Below are 21,098 nucleotides of genomic sequence, written 5' to 3'. Positions count from 1 at the left end.
GGCAGTTAATTAGTCGTTTCGAACACAATTGTCGCTACGCGCGGTCAAAAGCAGAAAGCTCAGACCGCAGGTCTGCCGTCGTCCACTTCCGGCCCCTCTCGCAGCTGGTGGTCGGTCGCTTCCGCATACGAACGGGCGTAGATGTACGCCGCGGTCACCTGCGCGTAGAAGCCGAGGAACACCGCCACTAACCAGCCGACCAGCGGAACGACAGCGACGACGCTCACGATGACACCGGCGACGACGATGACGCCGAGCGCGAGGAGCCAACCTGTCGCGTACTCCCGGTCGCGGACGATTGGCGCGAGGGATTCGTAGTCGAATCCCGACCCCATCGCACCGTTCTCCGCGAATCGGACGAGCGCGGCTGGCACCACGTACCAAACCGCGAGCGTCGCAATCAGGGTCAGCAGGCCGCCGAACAGGGCCACCACTCCGCCGATAAATGGCGCGTCGTTTGCGAGCGCGGCTCCTCCGCCAACGAACACTGCGGCGAGTATTGCCGGCACGAGGAAGTAGACGAGCGTGATGATGGCGGCTTTCAGGCCGTCGACCGTGAGCGTTCCCCAATCGCTGAACACCGGTGCTTCAGTGTCACCCGCCGACCCGCGGCGCAGGACGCGAATTACGTATCCTTCCACGATGAGCGCCGGGATGATGAGGAAGCCGAAAATGGCGAGTAGTCCGCCGATGAGCACGGTTTTCGCGGCGTCGTCACTGTCTTTCAGGTAGTTGATGCTGTCGTTGAACATGGTTTATCCCCTGAGTGCGGGTCTGCGCGACGCGCAACCCCCGTGAACTCTACGATGTAGACGCTCGCCAAGCGCTTAACCCTTCTTCGCGAAAAGCGGACGTGTCAGTCCACCATCCGACTGCCCCCAGCGGGCAGGAACTCCTGAATCAGGTCGGGGCTCGCCACTTTTCGCACGAACGAGGTATCTTTGAATCGCTCACGGAATTCGCGGTACAGCCGCTTTGCGGCGTCGTTCTGGGCGTACTGCCCTGGTTCTACCTCGATGTGGGTTTCGGCCTGCGATTCGATGGCCGACGGTGGACCGCCGATGACGCGGGTGTTCGGTTCGACGGTGATACCGACCGCGACGCCGACCGGCGTGTCGTCGAAATAGGTTCTGTCGCCGCGGATAGCGAACGCACCTTTCTCCAGATATTCGCCGCTTTCGGGCGTCTTCGACACTTGTTCTGGCGACACCATGTAGGCGTCTCCCGAAAAGCGTCCGTCCTTCCACACCGACGAGTAGGACACCGCGAACTGGGCGGCCTCCTCCTTGCTTCGGTCGGGCACGTCCACGTCCTTCGAGGGTTCGCTCGGGTCGGACGTTTTGAGGATGGTAATCGGGCCGCCGTGGGCCTGTGAGTGGAAGAACAGGTCGTTTCTGTCCATATATTTTTTGACGAGTTCCTCGTTCTGGTCGGCGTTTCGCCCGCCGATGACGAGGAACCCATCGGAGGTTCGGAACCAGCGGAATCGCTCGTACCACTGCTCTTGGTTCCGAATCGGGATTGACGCCCGCGACAGCCAGTCGATGTCCTTCGGTTCGTCGTCGCTTCGCTCCTCGTTCGGTTCGTCTTCCCACTCTTCTTTCCGTTTCTTCACGGCTTCCAACTCTTCGCGGGTGTCTTCGATTGCGGCCTGCGCACCCGCCTTCTTCTCCTCGATCCGCTTCGCCTCCTGATACAGGCGATCCGCGTTCTTCTCAACGCCGTCTTCCGGAAACAGCGTGATTTCCGTATCGTCGATTTCGACGGTGACGGTTCCCTCGCTTTCGTCGATTCCCCGCACGGCTTCCGCCGCTTCGATGCCGCGCTCCGCACCTTCCTCGAATCTGGCTTCGATGTCCGCCCACGGAGCGTCTTCCGCACGGGCATTTTGCACCGTCGAGAGGATTTCGTCCACGAACCCGTAGTTGCCGTACAGCAGTTCGGCCTTCTCTCGTTCCACCTCCGCCTGCCGTTCGAAGCCTTCGATTGCACCCTGCTGTTGGTCGATGATGCGCTGTTGTTTCTCGATTTGGCCTTGGAAATCCGGCTTCTGTAGTTCGTGGGAGTTCGCTCCTCCGCTGTCGTCGTCGCTCAAATCGAGGTTCGTGAAGTAGTCGTCCAGCGCAGCGTTGAACGAGTCGAACGCTTCCACGTCTCGCTCCTCGTACTCTTCGAGGGGGAACGGCGTCACGTCAACTCGGGTGTCGTCCTCGTAGTAAACACGAGGATCGAAATCTCCAGTCACCAGCGGCTCCTTCAGACGCTCGATGGCGGCGTACAGTCGTTCGTATTCCTCCTCATCGGCGTCCGCGATGTCCATCGCTTTCTCGACGTTCGCGCGGGTACAGACCTCTTCCGCGTACAGTCCGCCGAAGTTGAGTTGGGTCGCCAGCGTCCGAACCACGTCGGTGTCCGAATCGTTCATCCGGTATTCGAACTCCTCGTACTCTATTTCGAGCGGGTTCACCCGCGAGTTGGGGAACTCGTACTGCGACCCGGGGGCGACGGTTCGAGATTTGAGCCGAACTGTATCGAGGCTGTCCACGACTTCGTAGTTCTCGTCCAGCACGGCGATGTTGCCTTGTCCGAACAGTTCCGCGACGATGGTCGTGTCGCTATCCTCGCGCCGAAATTCGAACTGGAGGATGCGGTCGAACTCGAACTGTTCGACGCCCGCGAAATCGGCTCCGGAGAGCCGATTTCGCAACATCTTGGCGAAGTTCGGCGGTCTGCCCGGCGCGGCGGGAACGTGTTCCGGCGCGGCGGTGTGAGCGCGTTTGGTTTCGCCCACTTCGATGAGTAGTTCGAGGCGTCCCCGGTCGAAATCCCGCATCTTGAGGCGCAGGAGGTCGTCACCGTAGAGGTACGCTTTATCGACCTTCGCGCCCTCGTAACTCGCGAGTTCGCGGACGACGGCGGCGAGGTCGATGCTCGAAAGCTCTCGCTTTCTGTCCATATTCGGGTTTTCTCGGGCGGGAGGAAAGGCGTGTCGTTCGGCAGGCGGGTCGAATCGTCCGAACGTACCCGAAGTAGTTTACCTCGAACTCGCGCTTCGTGTCGGCAAGGGTGTGGTTTTCGAAGGGGCAAAATTGAATATCGCGGCGTTATTGACGAGGATGTCGATCCGTCCCCATCGGTCGAGAATTTCGTCAACCGCGGTTCGGACATCCCCATCCACCGTTACATCGCAACGATAGAACTGCACTCGATTGGGGTGCGTTTCCTGAAGTGACTGGACGTTTGTTCCATCGACATCCAAACTTGCGACTCGGTAGCCGCGATCGAGTAGCGCGGTTGCCACGTGATAGCCGATTCCCTCATTCGCGCCGGTTATCACGACGACCTGCCCGTTCTCGGCGGAACTCATAGTGCCGTTCAGATGGTTGTCGTTGTCGTCATTCTATTGATGAATGTTCTACGGAATATCGGCCGAGCGATACCGTCCAAAAGATACTCCTCTGCGTTCCCGTTTGGAGACGCGTCATCGAGGGCGTACTACCTAACTACTCTTCGTCGAAATCCATCGCCGCGCTGTTGATGCAGTAACGTTGGCCGGTCGGTTCCGGGCCGTCATCGAAGACGTGGCCGAGGTGGCCACCGCAGTTCGCGCAGACGACTTCGGTTCGAACCATTCCGTGACTTCTGTCCTCCCGCGTCTCGACGTTCCCCTCGGGCACGTCGTAGAAACTCGGCCAACCGCAGTGCGAATCGTACTTCGTATCCGAATCGAACAGCTCCGCGCCGCAGCCAGCGCAAACGTAGGTTCCGTCGTCCTTTCTATCGAGATGTTTGCCGGTTCCCGGGCGCTCGGTGCCCTGCTGGCGCAGGACGTGGTACTCCTCGTCGGAGAGGCGTTCGCGCCATTCGTCCTCGGTTTCGGGGAGATTGGATTGCTGTTCGCTCATGTTCCTTCCTAGTGCGCCACGAAGGATAAACTCCCTGCAAGGTGGGCCAGCAAATTCATAGCGGGAGCGACGAAACGTGCGAACAAGATGAGTTTGACGACCCCACCGAGCGTTATCAGACGCCTCGAAGGAGAGGAGTGTCAGTGGTGTCCCGACGGCCAACTGGAGCGAGGCACCTACAAAGGAAACGACGCGGTCGTCTGCGATACCTGCGAGACGCCCACCGCACAGCTCTGGTAGTCGCGCCGACTGCTCTTTCCCCGACCGAACCGCTATCCGACCGCCCTCCGATTTTCGACCGAATGTATATGATGTGGACACACAGTGTGTGAAACGTGTCCTCCAACGAAACGATTCGATGGTCGCTCGACCCGTCGGACAGTCATCTCGCGCTCATCTCTCTGCACGGGGCCTACGGAGTTTTCGGCGGTGTGACGCTCATCGTACTTCTCGGAATCGCGTTCGTCGGTGTGACGACGATACTTTCGGGCCAGTTCGAGATTCTCGCACTTGCCCTCCTCCTCGGGTTGGTCGGCGGGCCGCTTTCCCTGCTCTACCTGCTTCCGCTGGTCGCCGATTCGAACCAGCGACCGGGATTTTTAGGATTTGACGAGCATCTTCGACCGCTCCCCCTGGTCGTCGCATCAGTCGTCAGTGCAGTGGCTCTCATCGCCACAGTGCTGGTCGCTCCGTGGCTACTACTGCTATTTCCGGTTCTCTACGGAGCGATGTTCGTCATCGTAGGTACCTTCGAATCGTCAGGCGAGTTAGACCCGGTTCGGCGCGTCATCAGAATCGACGATTCCGACCTCCGTCCGGCCCGCGAACTCGCGTTCGACGACTACGACGGGTTCCGCCGGTTCAAATTCGCTGGAATGACCGTTTTTCGACTGTCCTCCGAGGCACAACGCCTCAACAACACGCATTGGCTCTCGGTTCCCGTGTCGGTGGCACCGGCAGTCGAACGGGTTATCGAAGATGGAATTGCTCACGAACCTACAAGTCAACCGACCGAAGTGAATCGAACCGTGCAGGCGACGCTCGTGGCGTTCGGCCTGCTACTCGTCGGCATTGCCGCAGGAATCGTCGTTGTGGGGCGCTCCGCGGGTCAGGACGTTGTGGTTTCGCTTCTGCTCGCATCGATGGTCGGCGTGTTCGGGTTCATGTTTCTGTACCTCGCTTACGACTACCGAACCTGAGGCGGATTCCGCGGCACCGCGGAATCCGCTACCGAACCTGATTCCGCAGTCCCTCGTATTCTCCGGTTTCGTTCACGTGCCGAACGTTTTCGGCGAGGATGTCCGCGAGTCGGGCGAAATATTCGGGCGTGTGACCCGCCATGTGAGGCGTGATGAGGACGTTCTCGAAGTTCCATAGCGGATGATCTTCCGGCAACGGTTCGGGGTCGGTTACGTCCAGCGCCGCACCGCGAATTTGATTGCCGCGAATCGCAGAGAGGAGCGCGTCGGTTTCGACTACTTTTCCGCGGGCGACGTTCACCAGCACGGAACTCGGTGGGAGCGTATCGAACTCCGCGATGCCGAGCAATCCTTCCGTCTCGTCGGTTAACGGGCAGGCCAGCACGAGGTAGTCGGTTCGGGAAAGCGCGTCGTGCAAATCGTCGAATCCCAGAACCTCGTCCGTCGGACCGCCCTTTTCTGGCGAGTAGCGGACGCCGATGGTTTCGACGCCGAAGCCTGCCAATCGTTCGACGACGGCGCTTCCGATTGCACCCAATCCGACGACGGTCACGGTGCTCCCCCGTAATTCGTCCGCCTGAAAGTGCCGCCACTCCCTGCGCGACTGTTGGCGTCCCGCGCGGAGGAAATCGCGGGCGAACGTCAGCATCGCGCCGAGAACGTGCTCGCCGATGTTCGGGCCGTGAACGCCTGAGGCGTTGGTCACCGCCACTCCCTTCGATTCGAGCGCGGAAAGCGGGAGGTGGCCCGTCCCGGCGTAGGCACAGGCGAACAGGTGCAAGTTTTCGGCGTGGTCGAGCAGTTCCTCGTCGATGGACATCCCCGCCACGATTTCGGCGTCGGCGATGAACTCGCGCTCCTCGTCGGGCGTTCGAGCGTGTAGGATCTCGTGGTTCGGCAGTCGTTCCCGGAGTTCGGCGACGTAGTCGAAGACGGGCATCCCGTGGGTTCCTCGCCGGAGGACGAGAACCGTAGGCGAGTCGTTTTCTGCGTCGGTCATGTCCTCCGATTTCTTCCGGGAGGAAATAGAAGTGGCTGTCGCGGTAAGTGTAAGTCCGGGAGAAACATCCGTCGGAAAATCAGGGCTGCAACTCCGTCCGAACCCTGTCTTTCAGATAATCGATGAGGGCCAGCGACGCCGGAACCGAGACGCAAAAGCCACCCAATAGTGTCCAATCGCGGAGTCAGGTGAACGCCCAAAACCGCCATTGCGGCCACGAACGTCAGGACGGCCCCGGCGACCATTCCGACCGTCTGTACTGCGCGGCGAAACCGAAATGGTGTGGTCGGGCGCGCAACCAGATTTTCCGCCGCGACTGCCAGTCCAGTCCCCTCGGCGATGCCAAGGAGGGCGTAGAGCGCGACCGGGAGTTCCGGAAGTGGATTCGGGAGCGCGACGACGCCGATAACGGTACAGATTCCGAGGACGCCGACCATCGGGCGTTTGACTGCAGAAAGCAGTCTGGCCGTCGGATGATTCGTGTCTCGGAATCCGAGGTCGGCGAGGTCGTCGGTCATGTTTCAGTGTGCGATGGAGTTCGTTATCAATCTTCTACAGAACTGATATTTTGAAGGTGGCTTTCCGAACCTTCAAGTATGTTTCCCGTGACCAGTTTTTGTATTTTTGGCGCGCTTAGCAATTCACGACAACAAATACCGCCGCCGCCTCGCACCCGCCCACACGCCTTCAACTCGCTGGCGCTCGTTTCAGTCGTCCACCGTCAGAGACAAGCTCTGACGAGCCATTCCTTCACTTCGTTCAGGAAGACCTCGCGCGGCTTTGGCGAGCCTTCGAAAACTGTACGTTTGAGAAGCCTCGCCAGCACGCGCCAGGGTGATTTACGACGATTCGAGAACCCAATCAATCACGGTGGCGCGCGCTGGCACAGGTCTGATGAAAAACGCGGTTTCTGCGAAACCGCGATGCGAGCGGCGGAGCCGCGAGTCACCTCCGAAGGGCTGTGCTGATAGTGCGGGAGGGATGACCGAGCGCCGAGAGGCGCGACGGAATCGGTTGGGGAGGTGTGTGGCCTGCGGTGCGGTTATTTTGGAGTCGTGATTACCTAGCGGAGTCCCACCCAAAACGTATCCTTCGTTGTGACTGTCCCGATGGTATCTCACAGAAATGAGTCAAGACCCTCTCACCCATCGCGACGAACTATCCCGCGGAAGCGACACGTTAATCTCCTCGGCGTGTCACGGTGTATCCATGCGGGTTCGAGAGTGGCAGGAAATCCTACAAGACGTTATCGACCGCGACGTTGACCCGGACGGATGGCGGGCTGCCGGGGGACGGAGAGCGGGCGGCGTCGGCGAGGATTTGTATCTCGGCCATCGGAAGGCGGGACTGTACCATCTGAAAACCTACGCGAAAAATCCCTACGAGGTTCGCGGGGTCGGCGCGCGGGTCGCCCGAAAGTTGGACGACGAAATCGGAAGTTATCTTCCGGAAAAAGATTCCCGCGAGGGGCGATTCGCGGTTCGGAACCCCGAAGAGAAACCGCCGGACGAAGCGGAGGCCGAAGCGCGCGCGAAGCACCTCGGCGAGGTGTTGAAGGCGCACGCCGACGCCCCAACGTCCGGGGCAGATCTATTCGATGACGTGATGGGAGTCATCGAGAGTCCTGCGTTCGGGCCGATGGATTTCGACGGCTACGACCGCCCCGAATCGGTTGACGACCTCTCCGAGACATTCGAGGAGAGCGAGGAACTGTTGACCGCGGAACTAGACGACCTCATCGACGAGGACGAAGTGGGCAGAGGTTTTCAGTAGGAATCGCATCCCGTCGGGGTTTAAGAACCTCCCAACCGCGCCTGTTTTCATGGGGGCAGTACACCCGGCACGCGATGGCGGCGCGCAAGCGACGGTTCGAAAGAGAGCGGCAACAACGCACGAAACTCGGGTGCGATAATGGTCGCGCCGATGAGTTCCGAAGACCGGTCGTCGGCGATGGTTCGCCTGAAAATCGCAATCGTCCTGTTGGTCGGCGCGTCCGGCGGACTCATCGCATTTCAGAGCGGCGCAAACACAGTCGGCATGATCGTTGCAACCCTGAGTGGCCTCCTTCTCGGTGCGCTGTTGACGTGGTATCTGTCGTGGATTATGCGGTGAGTTCTACTACTTGATTCGCGCAAGCCACTGTTCGGGGTGGTCGAGTTCGTCGTCGCTGGGGAGGTTCTCCGGACCGTCCCACACTCGGGTCGCGGTTTCGACGCCCTCGACGCTGACCACGTACTCGAAGAACTCCTTACCGCGCTCGTACTGTCTGCGTTTCATGCCGAGTCCGAGCATCCGCCGGACGAGTTTCGAGAGGGGGTTCATCCCTTTCCGACGGGCCTCGATCTTCCGCCGCAGATCTTCGTACTCGTCGTCGAATGCCTCGTCCATGAGGAGTTCGGCGTACCCCTCGACGGAGGTCATCACGGCGTCGAGTTCGCGGAACGCCTCGCGGTCTACTTGGCCGTGGGCCAACGCTTCGATGCCGGATTCCATCCGCGATTCGAGGTGGCCTGAGAGCCACGGAGCCGCGCCGAATTCCGCGGCGTGGGTCACTTCGTGGAAGGCTATCCAGCGCCGGAACCGGTCGAAATCCACGTCCAACTTTCCGGCGATTCGCTTGATGTTCGGATGGACGAAGTAGAGAGCGTGGTCGTCCCCCTTGCCGTCCGCGAGCAAGAGCGGGTCGTACTGACCGAGGACGTTGTTACCGAGGAGGGCGAGCATGAACGACATCGTTCCCGTGTTGACGACGCGGGAGACGCCGGGAAGCACCGTTTGCCCGTGTTCCTCGATGGGTTCCATCACGCGCTTGAACGTGGTGATGTTCGCGTCTATCCAGTGGTGACGGTTCTGAATTTCGACGGTGTCCGGCACGTCGAACGAGACGCCGGACGCCTCTCGGACGCGAGCGCGGGCGTCACGAACGTCGGTCGCGTACCCCGTCCGCTCTTCGGCGGAGAGTTCGATAGACCCCGGTTCCGTCGCAGACTTCGCCGCCTCGGCGACCGCAGCCCAGTCGATCGGGCCGTTTCCGGACGCGCCGGTGACGGCACGCACGCTACGATAGAGATTCACGCGGTCACGTTGGGTTCGCGCGGACAAAATCCTTCTGTCTACACTGGTTTCGTTTTTCCCTCCTGATTTACCCCGTCCGTGTTGGTTTTCCGTTCGTCTGCGCGTATTTCGATTGCTCCGGATCGTTCGTCCTACTCTCGGCGGCGATTGCGGAGAACCGCGAGAACGATGACGGCGAGCAGAACGAACACCGGCCCGAGCTTCTCCGCAATCGGCGGTCGTTCCTCCTCGCCGTCGGTTTGGCCCCAGTCGAGATTCGGTTTCGACCCTTTTTCGCCCGCGTTGAGCGTGAAATTCGGTTCGTGTAGGTGCAGTTCGAAAACCCCCATGCACACCCATTCGGTAATCTCGGCCTTATCGGTTCGGGATAAATATCCATATTGTTACAACATTCGCCGATGTTCAGGAGGTTGAAGAGACACCGTCCCCCCTAAACTCGTATGAACGAACAGCGTCGCGCGTTTCTCCAGACACTGTTAACGACGCCAAGCCCTTCGGGATTCGAAGTTCCGGGACAGCGCGCGTGGGTCGAATACGTCTCCGAATTCGCGGACGAAGTACGGACGGACGAGTACGGCAATGCCGTCGCCGTCGTCGAAGGCGACGGCCCCGAAATCGCCTTCGCAGGGCACGCCGACCAAATCGGCCTCATCGTCGCCGGAATCGACGAGGACGGCTTCCTTCGCGTCGATAAAATCGGCGGGTCGGACAGAACCGTCACGAAGGGACAACAGGTGAAAGTTCACACCGACGACGGCGTCGTCAACGGCGTCGTCGGCCAGCGGGCGATTCACCTGCGCGACCCGGAGGACGACGAGTTCGAGGATATCACGGAACAGCACGTCGATATCGGCGTGAGCAGTGAGGCGGAAGCCGAGGAGCTCGTGGACGTGGGCGACCCCATCATCTTCGCTCCGAACATAGAGGAACTTCACGGGACGCGACTCGCCGGGCCGGGTATCGACAACCGCGTCGGAACGTGGGTCGCCGCGGAAGCGTTGCGCCGCGCGGCAGATCGCGGCGCCGACGCGACGGTGTACGCCGTGAGTACCGTGCAGGAGGAAGTCGGATTGCAGGGTGCCAAGATGGTCGGCTTCGACCTCGACCCCGACGCAATCGTCGCCGTGGACGTGACGCACGCAATGGACAGCCCGGACGTGACGAGCGAAGAGCAGTTCAAAGATATCGGCATCGACCTCGGCGGTGGCCCCGTCGTCGCACGCGGGAGCACGAACCACCCCGAAGTGGTCAAAGCAGTTCGAACGACGGCGAAAGACGCCGAAATACCGATTCAACTACAGGCTGCGGGGATTCGAACCGGAACGGACGCAGACGCCTTTTACACGGCCAGCGGCGGGACGCCGTCGCTCAACCTCGGCCTGCCGAATCGGTACATGCACACCCCCGTCGAAGTCATCGACATCGAGGATTTAGAAGCATCGGCCGACCTGCTCGCCGAGTTCGCCGTGCAAGCGAGTGAGCACGACGGATTCTCGGTCGACCTCTAACTTTCGGTTAAAGCGAAGGTTTCCGACTCGCGTTCCGGTACGTTTATCAACGCAAACACTGGGTTTGTTGATATGAGCGGACGACCACTCGACGTTCTCGAAGCGTCGCTGAACTCTGTCGTGACTGTACAGTTGAAGGGTGGCGAGGAGTACACTGGAACACTCACCGGCTACGACCAGCACATGAACCTCGTCATCGAAGACGAAGACACAACCATTATACGCGGCGATAACGTCGTTTCGATTAATCCATGACTGGCGCAGGAACCCCAAGCCAGGGCAAGAAGAACAAGACGACGCACGTGAAATGCCGCCGCTGTGGCGAGAAATCGTACCACTCGCGCAAAAAGGAATGCTCGTCGTGCGGCTTCGGTAAGTCGAGCAAGCAACGTAGCTACGAGTGGCAGAGTCGAGCAGGCGACAACTAAGCGCCTGCCGTTGATTTTCCCTCTTACTTGCTCAACCGACGAGCCGACGGCTCGTTCGCCGAGACAAATATACACAATCGTGCATAATTATTGTCTTCGAGATTCCGAATTCGACACGATAGCGGGGGTTTTTACTACTGGCCCGCACAATGGTCAGCTATGTCAACTGGCCGGGACGGGAACCTCGGCGGGCCGACGGAGAAATGCGGCGTCGTTGGCGCGTCACTCGCAGGTCGAGACGCGGCACGCCCCCTCTATTACTCGCTGTACGCCCTCCAGCACCGCGGACAGGAGTCGGCGGGAATCGTCACTCACGATGGGTTTCAACAACACGACCACGTTTCGATGGGCCTCGTCGGTGACGCCTTCGACGAGGAGGACATCAACGGACTCAAAGGAAGCGCCGGAATCGGCCACGTCCGCTATCCGACGGCTGGAAGCGTGGACAAAAGCTGCGCGCAACCGTTTACCGTCTCGTTCAAGAGCGGGTCGCTCGCACTCTCGCACAACGGCAATCTCGTCAACTCGGAGGAGATTCGGGACGAACTCGCCGGAAAGGGCCACGCCTTCACCTCCGACGGCGACACGGAGGTTATCGCGCACGATTTGGCGCGAAATTTGTTGGAAGAAGACCTCATCCGCGCGGTCAAGCGAACGATGAACCGTATCCACGGGTCGTACTCGTTGGCGATCATGCACGACGACACGGTGCTCGGCGTTCGCGATCCCGAAGGCAACCGGCCGCTCGTCATCGGAAAAGTGGACGACGGCTACGTCGTCGCGTCCGAATCTTCGGCCATCGACACCATCGACGGCGAACTCGTCCGCGACGTGCGCCCCGGCGAACTCGTCGTCCTCCAAGCGGACGGGGAGGGCTACGACACTTATCAACTCGTGGAGCGCGAGCAAACTGCGCACTGCTTTTTCGAACACGTCTACTTCGCCCGCCCGGACAGCGTTATCGACGGCAACCTCGTGTACGAAGTGCGGCGCGAACTCGGCCGAAAGCTCTGGGAGGAAAGCGGTATCGAATCCGACGTGGTGATGCCCGTTCCGGACTCGGGCCGCGCCTTCGCGTCGGGGTACGCCGAGGCCGCACAGGAGGACGGTTCGGACGTGGAATTCGCGGAAGGGATGATGAAAAACCGCTACGTCGGACGGACTTTCATCATGCCGACGCAGGACGAGCGCGAGCGCGCGGTTCGTCTCAAACTCAACCCCATCAAATCGACCGTCGAGGGCCGAACGGTGACCATCATCGACGACAGCATCGTCCGGGGGACGACATCGACCCAACTCGTCCAACTGCTCAAAGACTGCGGGGCTGAAGAAGTCCACATGCGCATCGGTGCCCCGCCAATCGTCGCGCCGTGTTACATGGGCATCAACATGGCCACCCGTGAGGAACTCATCGCCTCGGACAAATCCGTCGAGGAGATTCGAGACACCATTTCGGCCGACAGTCTCGCCTACCTCTCGAAGGAGGCCATCGCGGAGTCGCTCGCCGTCCAGCAGGGCGACCTCTGTCTGGGCTGTGTGACCGGCGAATACCCGTACGACATTGAAGACGAGGAGACAGACCGCGACGTGTCGCGTCCGGTTATCGAAGGTGCGAGCGACTGAGAACGAGCTTTTGTAGAACGATTTGTGAGCAGTGTGTCCCTCAGTTCGAGAGATAGAGCGGGACGACGACGAGATTGCTACAGGCCAGTCCCAACAATCCGGAGGTCCATTTCGGCGTATAATGGAGTTCAGCAACCGTGATTACGGTAGCGACGAGGACGACACCGACGATAAGCGCGAGAGACGTAATCGTCATCGAGTTTTCCAGCACCGCACTGATTTCTCTCCTTCGATACTCCATCACAATCACTGTACTGCCGACCAGTATGCCGCCACCGAGCCAGTACGGATTCGCCGCGTTTTCCGGGGCGTATTCCAGATGAAACAGTAACACTGACGCAAACCCCAACAGGGCCGAGATGAAGTGGTGGCCCACCCGGCGACTGGTGATCTCTGACATGATTTCAGATACGATGTTTCCTCCCTTTATTGTATTCTATTTTGATCACTTCCTCGGCGGATGAAGGGCGAGAGAGAGCGACGAGCGTAGCGAGTCGTGAACGACCGAGGGCCGGAGAAAATCGGAAATTTTCTCCGGCCCTCAGTCGGTACTCGTGGCTTCGCCACTCGTATCTTCTTCGTTCGCCCTTCATCCGCCGAGACCCGCGAGCCGGTTGCGTAGATTTTGATGAAAATCAGAGGACGGTCTGCTGTTCCACCTCGAAGTTCGCATTCTCAGTTCAGCAGTCGATGAATATCGTCTTCGCTCAGGATATCGAGGAGGCTACCGCCGTTTTCGTACTCCTCGCGCTGACTCGGCGTGAGAAACTGCTCGTCGCGCTCTTCCAGTCGCTCTTCGAGCATCTCGTCCAAATCGTCCTCGTCGTACCCGGGAATTGGCATAGGTGTCGTAAGGGTTGTTGGGGGAAATATCGTGTGGCTGATTGCCAGACGGGATCCGACGAACCGTCGTATCAGTACACTACGTAGAGGAGGGTGTAGACGACCACGCCGAGGGAAAAGGAAATCAACCAGAGGGTCGCCGCGATTCGCCCGACTCGCGGGTGGTTCGTCCCCGAAAGTTCGTTGATGGGGTACGAAATCGCCAGCAGAAGCACGTAGTAGAGCAGGGGAATGCAGGCGATGGCCAACAGCATGTGAATCGCCAACACCGGCAGGTAGAGGAACTGGTAGACCGTTTCCGGGCCTGCGAACTCGGTCGGTCCCTCCAGCGACACGCGGTAGAGATAGAAGCCGAGAAAGGCGACGAACAGCACGACACCGGTGAGCATCCCGGCGCGGTGGCGGGCGACGTTTCCGCGGCGGATGTCGCGCCACGCGGTTCCGATAACCCCGACTGCGATGATGCTGATGACGGCGTTGACGTGCGGAATTGCGCCGAGAACTGAGTCGGGTGCGCGCGGAATCGACCCCTTTGGGACGATGCCAAGTACCGCGGCGAACACCAGTGCGAGCGAGATGACGGTCAACAGCGCGGTCAGCGCCGGAACGTTGTTCCGAACCGTAGACTCCATGCTCAGGCGTTAGGACTCCCGCGGCATACCAGTTACTTTAGTGCCGGCCGTACACCTGTTACTTCTTGATTCGATGCAGGGGCTCATCCTCGCAAGAGGGACACGAATCGAGGGGAAGGTTGAACGCGCGTCCGCAGTTCGCACAGACGTAATCGATGTGGCTGTTTCGAAACCGATTGATGAGCCGTTGGAGTGGCATCTTTCTTCCGAACGTCGCCAAATAATATGAAATTAGTGGCCTCCACCTGGCATTTCTGTGCGAATCGTTCGCGTCGGCGACTCAAATGAAAGGTCTTTTATTAGGCCACCGTCTACGATTGAGTGCGGAAAGACACAGCGAGCGTGGGTAGCCAAGCTAGGCCAACGGCGCAGCGTTGAGGGCGCTGTCCCGTAGGGGTCCGCCGGTTCAAATCCGGTCCCACGCATCGCAAACGCGGCTTTGCCGCGATTCGTGAGGCGGTGTAACCGCCGAACACGATGCAGGTGATCTCCTTCGTGGACATCACCCACGCACAATTCTACTGAAACAACAGTCATCAGCCACGGCTGGTGACTGTCATCTGCATTTATACCGACCAGCAAGCGCTGTCTCGTTCCCGTACCAAAAAATCGACTATAGAGCCGAATGGAAGTGTAGTCCCGCGCTTGAAGGCGAACCAGTTCGCCGACGCCGAAAAATGGTTTCGACGCCTGCGATGAGATTCTGCGATCAGAGGCCTTCGTACGTGATGATTCGGTCGCGCAGTTCTGGAGGGATCGGGCGAGGGTCGCCGGTATTCCCGTCGATGGCGACCTGCACGACTTCGGCGGTTGCCGCCACGTCGGCTCCCGCTCGGATTTCGTGTTCCATCGTGATGCTCGACTCGCCGAGTTCCGCAACTCGCATGGCCACAGTCACCTCGTCTTCCGGCGTTATCGACCGTCGATAATCGATTTCGAGGTGAGCGACGACGCCGCTGATTTCGTCCAGCGGAATTCCGATAACGTCCCCAAAGTAGTCGAGTCGTGCCTGTTCGAGGTAGGTCGCGTACACCGCGTTGTTGACGTGGCCCATCGTGTCGAAGTCGCTGTAGCGCGTTTCGACCGCGGTGGTGTAGCCGAATTCGTCCATGCAAACCGTAACCGGAAGCGAGTAAATCGGTCTGTCGATTCGGCGCGAATCGACGAGCGGTCGGTGAGGTTCCGGATAAAATGGTTTTCGTCCGCGTCCGTTCAATCACTCAGTCCGAGCGAACCATCACGTCGGTCGCTTTGACCACTGCCGTCAGTTCCATTCCCTCCTCGATTTCGAGGTCTTCCGCCGATTCGCGGGTGATGACCGCGGTTACTGTCTCGTCGTTCACGTCGATGGTCACTTCGGTGGTCACGTCGCCGGTTTGAACTTCCACTACCTCTCCTGTCAGTCGGTTTCGTGCGCTTAGCATCCCGATTCCCCCGACAGGGGGACGACGACGCCGAGGATAAACGTTCGGGCGCGTTCCCACCACTTTGCTCCGAATGTAAACGCGATATTGAAATGTGGCCCCTCCCTAACAGGTGTATGGCCAAATACTCGACCGGGAACTCCTCCGGCGGCGGTGGCGGCGGTTCCTGCGAACTCTGCGGCAAAGCGACCGACTCGCTGACCGAGGCGAGCGTCGCGGGCGCACAGTTGTCCGTCTGTGAAAACTGTGCGAGCCACAACGACGCGGCACAGCGCACGAAGACTGAATCGAGAGAACCCAGCGAACAGGATAGAAAGCGCCGGGCCGCCCAGCGAACGGCGCGGATGGACGACGCGCGCAAGGGCGACGCCCGCCACTGGGAGGAAGAGGGGACGAACTACGACGACGACCCGCTTCCGTACCTCGTCTCCAACTACGGCGACAACGTCGTCGAAGCGCGACAGGATGCGGGACTCCAGCGCGAGGAACTCGCCGAGGAACTCGAGATTCCGGAAAAACACCTTCTCGCCGTCGAGCAAAACCGGGCCAACCGCGCGGGCGTCGGCGGGTCGGTCATCGAAGCGTTGGAAGACCGCCTCGGCGTGACGCTGTCGGAATCGGCGTAGGGTTCGAGTCGGCGGAGCGTTTTTGTCTTCTCGTTTCGGAGAACGGTGTATGACTCGCGCAGCAGCGGAACCCTATCGAACGGGATTTGAGGCGACTGTCGAACGACGGGACGGGCGCGACGTCGTTCTTTCCGAGACGTATTTTTACGCCGAAAGCGGCGGGCAACCAGCCGACCGAGGAACCCTCGGCGGCATTCCGGTCGCGGACGTACAGAAGCGCGACGGAGCGGTAGTTCACACGCTCGAAACGGAAGCCGTGTCGAGGGGCGAAACCGCGTCCGCGTTGGGTTCTGAATCCAACGCGGACGCGAACCCGAGCTTCGAACCGGGCGACACCGTCGTCGGCCAAATCGACGAAACGTTCCGAACTTACTGTATGCGGGCGCATACCGCGAGCCACGTCCTCTACGGTGCTGGAAGGCAAATTTTGGACGACCTCGGCTACGGCGGATTCGACATCGCCGAAGAGAAAATCCGCGTCGATTTCGAAACTTCGACGGATATCGACGATTCGATCCTCGTGGAACTCGAACGCCTGACGAACCGGGTGGTCTGGGATTCGCTCCCGGTTTCGTGGGTAGAAGTTCCCAAAGCAGAAGCGTTGGAACGCGAGGAAATCGCGTTCAACACGAAAACCGAGGAGGGCGTCTTGAGCGATTCGGATACGGTTCGAGTGGTGGAAATCGAAGAGTGGGACGTGGCGGCGTGCGGCGGAACGCACGTCGAGAACACGCACGAAATCGGTCCGGTCACCGTCCTCGAACGGTCAAATCCCGGAGAGGGACTGACGCGCGTGGAGTTCGCCGTCGGCCCGCCAGCGATTCGCCAGCAGGTAGACGAAAAATCCGCGGCGCTCGATTCGGCGCGAGTCGCGGGAACGAGCGTCGAAAACTTGCCCGCGGAAATCGGCCGACTCTCGGACGAACTCGGAGGTCTCGAACGCGAACTGGCGGACGCGAAATCCCAACTCGTCGGCGCGAAAATTGAGGAGTTGGCGGACGAGACGGTTGCCAGAGACGGCAACGAGTGGCTGGTCGGCACCATCGACGGCGTCGGCCCGAACGAACTCGCAGACCGCGTGCAAGAGTTGGCTGGCGACGCGGCCGACGTGGTCGCGCTCACCGGCGCGGATGGAGCAACCTTCCTCGTGGTCGGTGCGAACGGTGACGTTTCTGCGGTCGACGTGATAGATGAGGTGACCGCGGAGTTCGGCGGCGGTGGCGGCGGCAGTCCGTCGTTCGCGCAAGGCGGCGGACTGTCGGCGGAACCGGAGGATGTCGTCACGTTTCTGCGCGAGTAGGACGCCGAGCAAAGACTTATCGCGGGTGCCGAGATTCCGCTTCCAGGCCGCCGCAGAACGGGTATCTTTTTCCCCCGGAACTCGAAGAACGGGCATGAACCTCTCCCCGGAACAACGGGCCATTCGTGACGTGGTCCGGGAGTTCGCTGTCGAGGAAATCCAGCCGACTGCCGCGGAATGTGACGAAAACGAGGAGTTCCCGGAGGACGTGTGGGACGGTCTCGCGGAACTCGATTTGACGGGCATGACGGTCCCCGAGGAGTACGGCGGTATCGACGTGGACAAGATGACCTACAGCATCGCCAACGAGCAGGTCGCCTACGGCGCTCTGTCGGTGGCCACGGCGCTGTCGGTTCACTGTCTCGCAACGTCCTGTCTCGCGGAGTTCGGCGACGAAGAACAGAAAGAGCGCTGGCTTCCGGAGATGGCCGAGGGAAGGCCCGTCGGCGCGTTCGCGTTGTCGGAACCGGAGGCCGGGTCGAACCCCGCCGAGATGTCCACGGAGGCGCGCAAGGAGGGCGACGAGTACGTCATCAACGGCAAAAAACAGTGGATTACGAACGGCAAGCGCGCCGACGTGATAATCTTGTTCGCCAAAACCGACCGGGACGACCCGCGAAGCGTCACGCAGTTTGTGGTTCCGAAGGATGTTGGCGTCGAAGTCGGAAAGAAAGAGGAGAAACTCGGTCTGCGCGCGAGCGACACGACCAGCCTCATCTTCGACGACGTGCGGATTCCCGCCGACTACCGACTCACCGAGGAAGGAAGGGGTCTCTCCGCGGCCCTGCATATTCTGACCGGCGGACGCATCGGCATCGCGAGTCAGGCGGTCGGACTTTCTCAGGCCGCATTCGACCACGCAATCGACTACGCCGGGGAACGCGAGCAGTTCGGCAAACCGATTGCCGACATCCAGACAATCCGGCACAAGTTCGCGGATATGCAGACGAAACTACAAGCGGGACGTCTGCTGACTCGAGACGCCGCCCGACTCGCTGACGCTGGCGAAGAACACGGAATGGCGGCGAGCATGGCGAAATATTTCGCCAGCGAGTCCGCCGTCGAAATCACGAACGAGGCGGTGCAGATTCACGGCGGCTACGGCTACACGACCGATTTCGACGTGGAGCGACTGTACCGCGATTCGAAGATAACGACCATCTACGAGGGAACGTCGGAGATTCAGAAGAAAGTCATCGCCCGCAAATTGTTGGAATAATCCCACAGATTTATGCCACATCACTAGGATGGCTGACTCAATAACCAGTTCCGTGATTCGATGACTATCTCCAACCGTTCATCCCTCGTTTCCTTCGACGTCGATTCGGCAGTCACTGTACTCCGAGACGTTGCGGGCGATTCCGTTCACCTGTGCGTGGAGTACGATACCGAGGATTTCAACATCCTGCGTGCCGACCAGCTGACCCTCGATTTGTACGACAGCGAGCGGGAGATGGTAGACCACTTCGAAGAAGTGCTCTCCTACGTCCACGTCGATTTCATGGAAAAAGACCTCTTCGAGGACGTGTTTCGCGATGCGGGTGAGGTTCGGTCGTTCGTCACGTTCATGGATCACATTATTCTCGTTCGGATACTCGTCGGCGAAGAAGGACTGTTTTTCACGGTTGACCCCGATTCCGACGTGACGACGCTGGTCGAGATGGTGGAAGAAGCAATCGAATAAGCTGCCGACCGAAGTCCCTTTGCCCCCGACCTACCTACGAACAGCCGTGACTGACGACGTTTCGGCGGTGGTGTACGACCTCGATGGAACGCTCGTACAACTCATCGTGAACTGGAAGGCGGTGGCACAGGACGTAACGGTGGAGCTGGAACGTCACGGCGTCGATGCCAGTGACGCCGATCTCTGGCGGATGCTCGATTTGGCCGACGAGGCGAACGTGCGCGACGAAATCGAGGCGATAATTAGCCAGCACGAGCGCGACGGCGCGCGGCGTTCGATTCGCCTGCCGCACGCGGACGAACTGCTCTCCCGCGAAATTCCCGTCGGTGTGTGTTCGCTGAACTGCGAATCCGCCTGCCACGTCGGCCTCGAAACGCACGGACTCGCAAGGCACGTGGATGCGGTCGTCGGACGGGATTCGGTTCCGACTCGGAAGCCGCATCCGGAACCGCTGAAGGCGACCCTTCGCGCGCTGGGCGTCGATGGCGCGGTGTTCATCGGCGATTCGCGCCGGGATGAACTGACTGCGGAACGCGCAGGTGTGGCGTTCGAATACGTTTAATCGTATTGTACCCCCGCATCGAAATTTGATTTAGTTTCGACTTATCGGCCGCCGAGCGTATTTTTTACGAGATTTTCGTGCCCTCGGCGGAGTCGCTCCGAGAGGGATTGATGTGTCACACCGAGTTCGCCCGCGAGTGTTTTCGCGGAGGCTTCCCGCGGAACGGAGTAGTAGCCCCGGTCGTGGGCGAGTTGAAGCGTCCGTCGTTGGCTCTGGGTTAGACCGAACTGGCCGGTTCGGCCGTGGACGAACTCCTGAATCGTGTTGACTTCGAGGTCGATTCCCTGGGTTTCACAGTGTTCATAGGTGCGAGCGAGCGCGTCGTGGTCGCCGAACAAAATTCTGAGATTCCACGTATCTTCTTTCCCTGTCGCGGTCAGAATCGCCCCACGTTCTTCAACGAGGATTCGGACGAGGGAGTCGATTTTGGCGACCCACTCCAACTGGTAGAGACATTCGGTATCGAACTCGGCGACGAACTGGAACGCACTCACGCTCTCGTCGGTGAGATAGGCGGATTCGACGGTCTCGCGGTCGCTCGTTCCAGCCCACACGAACGGCATCAGCCGGTTTTGGTTGTACGCCACGACCTGTTCGATGTCGAACCGGGTCGCATCAAGTGATCGGAGAGTTTGCTCGAGGGCGAACTTGTCGGCGGGAAACGTCACCTCTGCAATCGTTCCCGTCATACCCCCCTTTTCAGGTGCTCTCATTGATACCGTTATTGGCAGATTTGAATAAATAAACTACATGATACTGGAACAGAATCGCTTTCGACCCGCTTTTCACGTGGCGGGGGCGCGGATGCACCGAAAGAGGATTTCAGTTCGTGCCAACAAGTCGATGTAGTATAGTATCGCCGTACCGGGTCATTTTAACCCGTTTCGCCGTTCGTTGCCCGTTCGTCGTCTTTTTCGACCACTGTCGAATTTCGGCGTTTCAGTCCGTCTGCTGACTGCGAGCGTAGAAAAACACGCAAATCGCGGTGACGAACCACACGATTGCGCCGACGCGAACCGCGAAGGAGACACGCGAGGCCCACGTCGGCAGGGACACTCCCGAAAAGAGCGCGATGAGTGCAACGAGTGGCGCGCCGACGAGTATTGTCGTGACGAAGGTGACCTGCATCACCCACCCATAATCGACGCCGTCCGGACTGTAGGTTTCGACTGGTTCGGGCACAGATAAATCCGAGTACTGGGCGGGCTTAAGCGTTGTCAGGTCGGGTCAGCTGCCCAACCGAGCCAGCCAGCTTCCGGTCGATCCGTCGCCGACCGGGGGGGTTAAGC

General features: G+C 59.9%; 29 protein-coding genes and 1 tRNA gene. 14 read left to right on the top strand and 16 right to left on the bottom strand.

Going from position 1 to position 21,098, the window contains the following annotated elements:
• Positions 1-59: 59 nt before the first annotated feature.
• The 4 genes from LIX15_RS01980 to msrB form a co-directional block, all read right to left on the bottom strand.
• A complete protein-coding gene (locus LIX15_RS01980) occupies positions 60-752 on the bottom strand; it encodes a DUF4013 domain-containing protein (RefSeq protein ID WP_227775837.1) in 693 nt (230 codons plus the stop codon).
• A gap of 104 nt (positions 753-856) precedes the next feature.
• Positions 857-2,956 carry a ribosome rescue protein RqcH gene (gene rqcH, locus LIX15_RS01975; protein WP_227775836.1) on the bottom strand — a complete coding sequence of 700 codons (2,100 nt, stop codon included), beginning with the start codon at positions 2,954-2,956 and terminating at the stop codon, positions 857-859.
• Positions 2,957-3,034: 78 nt separating this feature from the next.
• The gene (locus LIX15_RS01970) at positions 3,035-3,367 is read right to left on the bottom strand and encodes an SDR family oxidoreductase (protein ID WP_227775835.1); all 333 of its coding nucleotides are present in this window, start codon (positions 3,365-3,367) and stop codon (positions 3,035-3,037) included.
• Positions 3,368-3,503: 136 nt separating this feature from the next.
• Positions 3,504-3,905: a peptide-methionine (R)-S-oxide reductase MsrB gene (msrB, locus tag LIX15_RS01965; protein WP_227775834.1), complete on the bottom strand. Its 402-nt coding sequence runs from the start codon at positions 3,903-3,905 to the stop codon at positions 3,504-3,506.
• A gap of 87 nt (positions 3,906-3,992) precedes the next feature.
• On the opposite strand from msrB, the gene LIX15_RS01960 reads away from it, so the two are divergent.
• Together LIX15_RS01960 and LIX15_RS01955 are read left to right on the top strand one after the other, a co-directional pair.
• Positions 3,993-4,145, top strand: coding sequence for an HVO_A0556 family zinc finger protein (locus tag LIX15_RS01960; protein ID WP_227775833.1), 153 nt, complete (start codon positions 3,993-3,995; stop codon positions 4,143-4,145).
• A 95-nt stretch (positions 4,146-4,240) separates the two neighbouring features.
• Positions 4,241-5,104: a hypothetical protein gene (locus LIX15_RS01955; RefSeq protein WP_227775832.1), complete on the top strand. Its 864-nt coding sequence runs from the start codon at positions 4,241-4,243 to the stop codon at positions 5,102-5,104.
• A 28-nt stretch (positions 5,105-5,132) separates the two neighbouring features.
• Here LIX15_RS01955 and LIX15_RS01950 read toward each other — a convergent pair whose 3' ends face one another.
• Together LIX15_RS01950 and LIX15_RS01945 are read right to left on the bottom strand one after the other, a co-directional pair.
• Positions 5,133-6,104, bottom strand: coding sequence for a D-2-hydroxyacid dehydrogenase (locus LIX15_RS01950; RefSeq protein ID WP_227775831.1), 972 nt, complete (start codon positions 6,102-6,104; stop codon positions 5,133-5,135).
• The gene (locus tag LIX15_RS01945; protein WP_227775830.1) at positions 6,101-6,622 is read right to left on the bottom strand and encodes a hypothetical protein; all 522 of its coding nucleotides are present in this window, start codon (positions 6,620-6,622) and stop codon (positions 6,101-6,103) included. The genes LIX15_RS01950 and LIX15_RS01945 overlap by 4 nt, the downstream gene beginning before the upstream one ends.
• A gap of 691 nt (positions 6,623-7,313) precedes the next feature.
• On the opposite strand from LIX15_RS01945, the gene LIX15_RS01940 reads away from it, so the two are divergent.
• The gene (locus LIX15_RS01940) at positions 7,314-7,877 is read left to right on the top strand and encodes a hypothetical protein (RefSeq protein ID WP_227776951.1); all 564 of its coding nucleotides are present in this window, start codon (positions 7,314-7,316) and stop codon (positions 7,875-7,877) included.
• A gap of 150 nt (positions 7,878-8,027) precedes the next feature.
• Complete coding sequence (locus tag LIX15_RS01935) at positions 8,028-8,216, top strand: DUF8527 family protein (RefSeq protein ID WP_227775829.1); 189 nt, start codon at positions 8,028-8,030, stop codon at positions 8,214-8,216.
• A gap of 6 nt (positions 8,217-8,222) precedes the next feature.
• On the opposite strand, the gene LIX15_RS01930 is transcribed toward LIX15_RS01935, so the two are convergent.
• Positions 8,223-9,179, bottom strand: a complete 957-nt coding sequence (locus LIX15_RS01930; protein ID WP_227775828.1) for a zinc-dependent metalloprotease — start codon at positions 9,177-9,179, stop codon at positions 8,223-8,225.
• Between the two features lie 131 nt (positions 9,180-9,310).
• Complete coding sequence (locus LIX15_RS01925) at positions 9,311-9,508, bottom strand: hypothetical protein (protein ID WP_227775827.1); 198 nt, start codon at positions 9,506-9,508, stop codon at positions 9,311-9,313.
• 111 nt (positions 9,509-9,619) lie between these two features.
• Here LIX15_RS01925 and LIX15_RS01920 point away from each other — a divergent pair, with 111 nt between their 5' ends.
• From LIX15_RS01920 to purF, 4 genes are all read left to right on the top strand, one after another.
• Positions 9,620-10,687, top strand: a complete 1,068-nt coding sequence (locus LIX15_RS01920) for a M20/M25/M40 family metallo-hydrolase (RefSeq protein WP_227775826.1) — start codon at positions 9,620-9,622, stop codon at positions 10,685-10,687.
• Between the two features lie 72 nt (positions 10,688-10,759).
• On the top strand, positions 10,760-10,942 hold the full coding sequence (locus LIX15_RS01915) for an LSM domain-containing protein (protein ID WP_049970133.1): 183 nt from the start codon (positions 10,760-10,762) through the stop codon (positions 10,940-10,942).
• Entirely contained in the window at positions 10,939-11,115 is a 177-nt protein-coding gene (locus LIX15_RS01910) for a 50S ribosomal protein L37e (protein ID WP_227775825.1), read from the top strand. The genes LIX15_RS01915 and LIX15_RS01910 overlap by 4 nt, the downstream gene beginning before the upstream one ends.
• A 159-nt stretch (positions 11,116-11,274) precedes the next feature.
• Positions 11,275-12,738 carry an amidophosphoribosyltransferase gene (gene purF, locus LIX15_RS01905; RefSeq protein WP_227775824.1) on the top strand — a complete coding sequence of 488 codons (1,464 nt, stop codon included), beginning with the start codon at positions 11,275-11,277 and terminating at the stop codon, positions 12,736-12,738.
• A gap of 40 nt (positions 12,739-12,778) precedes the next feature.
• Here the strand turns inward: purF and LIX15_RS01900 are convergent, their stop codons facing one another.
• The 4 genes from LIX15_RS01900 to LIX15_RS01885 form a co-directional block, all read right to left on the bottom strand.
• On the bottom strand, positions 12,779-13,138 hold the full coding sequence (locus LIX15_RS01900; RefSeq protein ID WP_227775823.1) for a hypothetical protein: 360 nt from the start codon (positions 13,136-13,138) through the stop codon (positions 12,779-12,781).
• Positions 13,139-13,413: 275 nt separating this feature from the next.
• Positions 13,414-13,581, bottom strand: coding sequence for a DUF8027 family protein (locus LIX15_RS01895; RefSeq protein ID WP_227775822.1), 168 nt, complete (start codon positions 13,579-13,581; stop codon positions 13,414-13,416).
• A 71-nt stretch (positions 13,582-13,652) separates the two neighbouring features.
• Positions 13,653-14,213: a DUF420 domain-containing protein gene (locus tag LIX15_RS01890; protein ID WP_227775821.1), complete on the bottom strand. Its 561-nt coding sequence runs from the start codon at positions 14,211-14,213 to the stop codon at positions 13,653-13,655.
• Between the two features lie 58 nt (positions 14,214-14,271).
• Entirely contained in the window at positions 14,272-14,412 is a 141-nt protein-coding gene (locus LIX15_RS01885) for a hypothetical protein (protein ID WP_227775820.1), read from the bottom strand.
• A 141-nt stretch (positions 14,413-14,553) separates the two neighbouring features.
• Between LIX15_RS01885 and LIX15_RS01880 the strand changes: the two genes are divergently transcribed.
• Positions 14,554-14,638: transfer RNA gene (locus LIX15_RS01880), tRNA-Leu, on the top strand.
• Positions 14,639-14,922: 284 nt separating this feature from the next.
• Here the strand turns inward: LIX15_RS01880 and LIX15_RS01875 are convergent.
• Both LIX15_RS01875 and LIX15_RS01870 read right to left on the bottom strand, forming a co-directional pair.
• Positions 14,923-15,429 (bottom strand): acyl-CoA thioesterase, encoded by a 507-nt coding sequence (locus LIX15_RS01875; protein ID WP_227775819.1) that lies wholly within the window; start codon positions 15,427-15,429, stop codon positions 14,923-14,925.
• Positions 15,430-15,433: 4 nt separating this feature from the next.
• Positions 15,434-15,637 carry a TOBE domain-containing protein gene (locus tag LIX15_RS01870; RefSeq protein WP_227775818.1) on the bottom strand — a complete coding sequence of 68 codons (204 nt, stop codon included), beginning with the start codon at positions 15,635-15,637 and terminating at the stop codon, positions 15,434-15,436.
• 116 nt (positions 15,638-15,753) lie between these two features.
• Here LIX15_RS01870 and LIX15_RS01865 point away from each other — a divergent pair, with 116 nt between their 5' ends.
• The 5 genes from LIX15_RS01865 to LIX15_RS01845 all read left to right on the top strand — a co-directional run bounded on the left by LIX15_RS01865 (position 15,754) and on the right by LIX15_RS01845 (position 19,809).
• Complete coding sequence (locus LIX15_RS01865; RefSeq protein WP_227775817.1) at positions 15,754-16,263, top strand: helix-turn-helix domain-containing protein; 510 nt, start codon at positions 15,754-15,756, stop codon at positions 16,261-16,263.
• Positions 16,264-16,312: 49 nt separating this feature from the next.
• Positions 16,313-17,563: an alanine--tRNA ligase-related protein gene (locus LIX15_RS01860; RefSeq protein ID WP_227775816.1), complete on the top strand. Its 1,251-nt coding sequence runs from the start codon at positions 16,313-16,315 to the stop codon at positions 17,561-17,563.
• Positions 17,564-17,657: 94 nt separating this feature from the next.
• Positions 17,658-18,782 carry an acyl-CoA dehydrogenase family protein gene (locus LIX15_RS01855; RefSeq protein WP_227775815.1) on the top strand — a complete coding sequence of 375 codons (1,125 nt, stop codon included), beginning with the start codon at positions 17,658-17,660 and terminating at the stop codon, positions 18,780-18,782.
• Positions 18,783-18,842: 60 nt separating this feature from the next.
• On the top strand, positions 18,843-19,247 hold the full coding sequence (locus LIX15_RS01850; RefSeq protein WP_227775814.1) for a DUF7522 family protein: 405 nt from the start codon (positions 18,843-18,845) through the stop codon (positions 19,245-19,247).
• Positions 19,248-19,293: 46 nt separating this feature from the next.
• Positions 19,294-19,809 (top strand): HAD family hydrolase, encoded by a 516-nt coding sequence (locus tag LIX15_RS01845; RefSeq protein ID WP_227775813.1) that lies wholly within the window; start codon positions 19,294-19,296, stop codon positions 19,807-19,809.
• A gap of 41 nt (positions 19,810-19,850) precedes the next feature.
• On the opposite strand, the gene LIX15_RS01840 is transcribed toward LIX15_RS01845, so the two are convergent.
• Positions 19,851-20,498: a helix-turn-helix domain-containing protein gene (locus tag LIX15_RS01840; RefSeq protein WP_227775812.1), complete on the bottom strand. Its 648-nt coding sequence runs from the start codon at positions 20,496-20,498 to the stop codon at positions 19,851-19,853.
• 250 nt (positions 20,499-20,748) lie between these two features.
• A complete protein-coding gene (locus LIX15_RS01835) occupies positions 20,749-20,991 on the bottom strand; it encodes a DUF5822 domain-containing protein (RefSeq protein WP_227775811.1) in 243 nt (80 codons plus the stop codon).
• Positions 20,992-21,098 lie beyond the last annotated feature (107 nt).

The organism is Haladaptatus pallidirubidus, assembly GCF_020700235.1.
Lineage (GTDB): Archaea > Halobacteriota > Halobacteria > Halobacteriales > Haladaptataceae > Haladaptatus > Haladaptatus pallidirubidus.
This window is presented reverse-complemented; position numbering and strand designations above follow the sequence as displayed.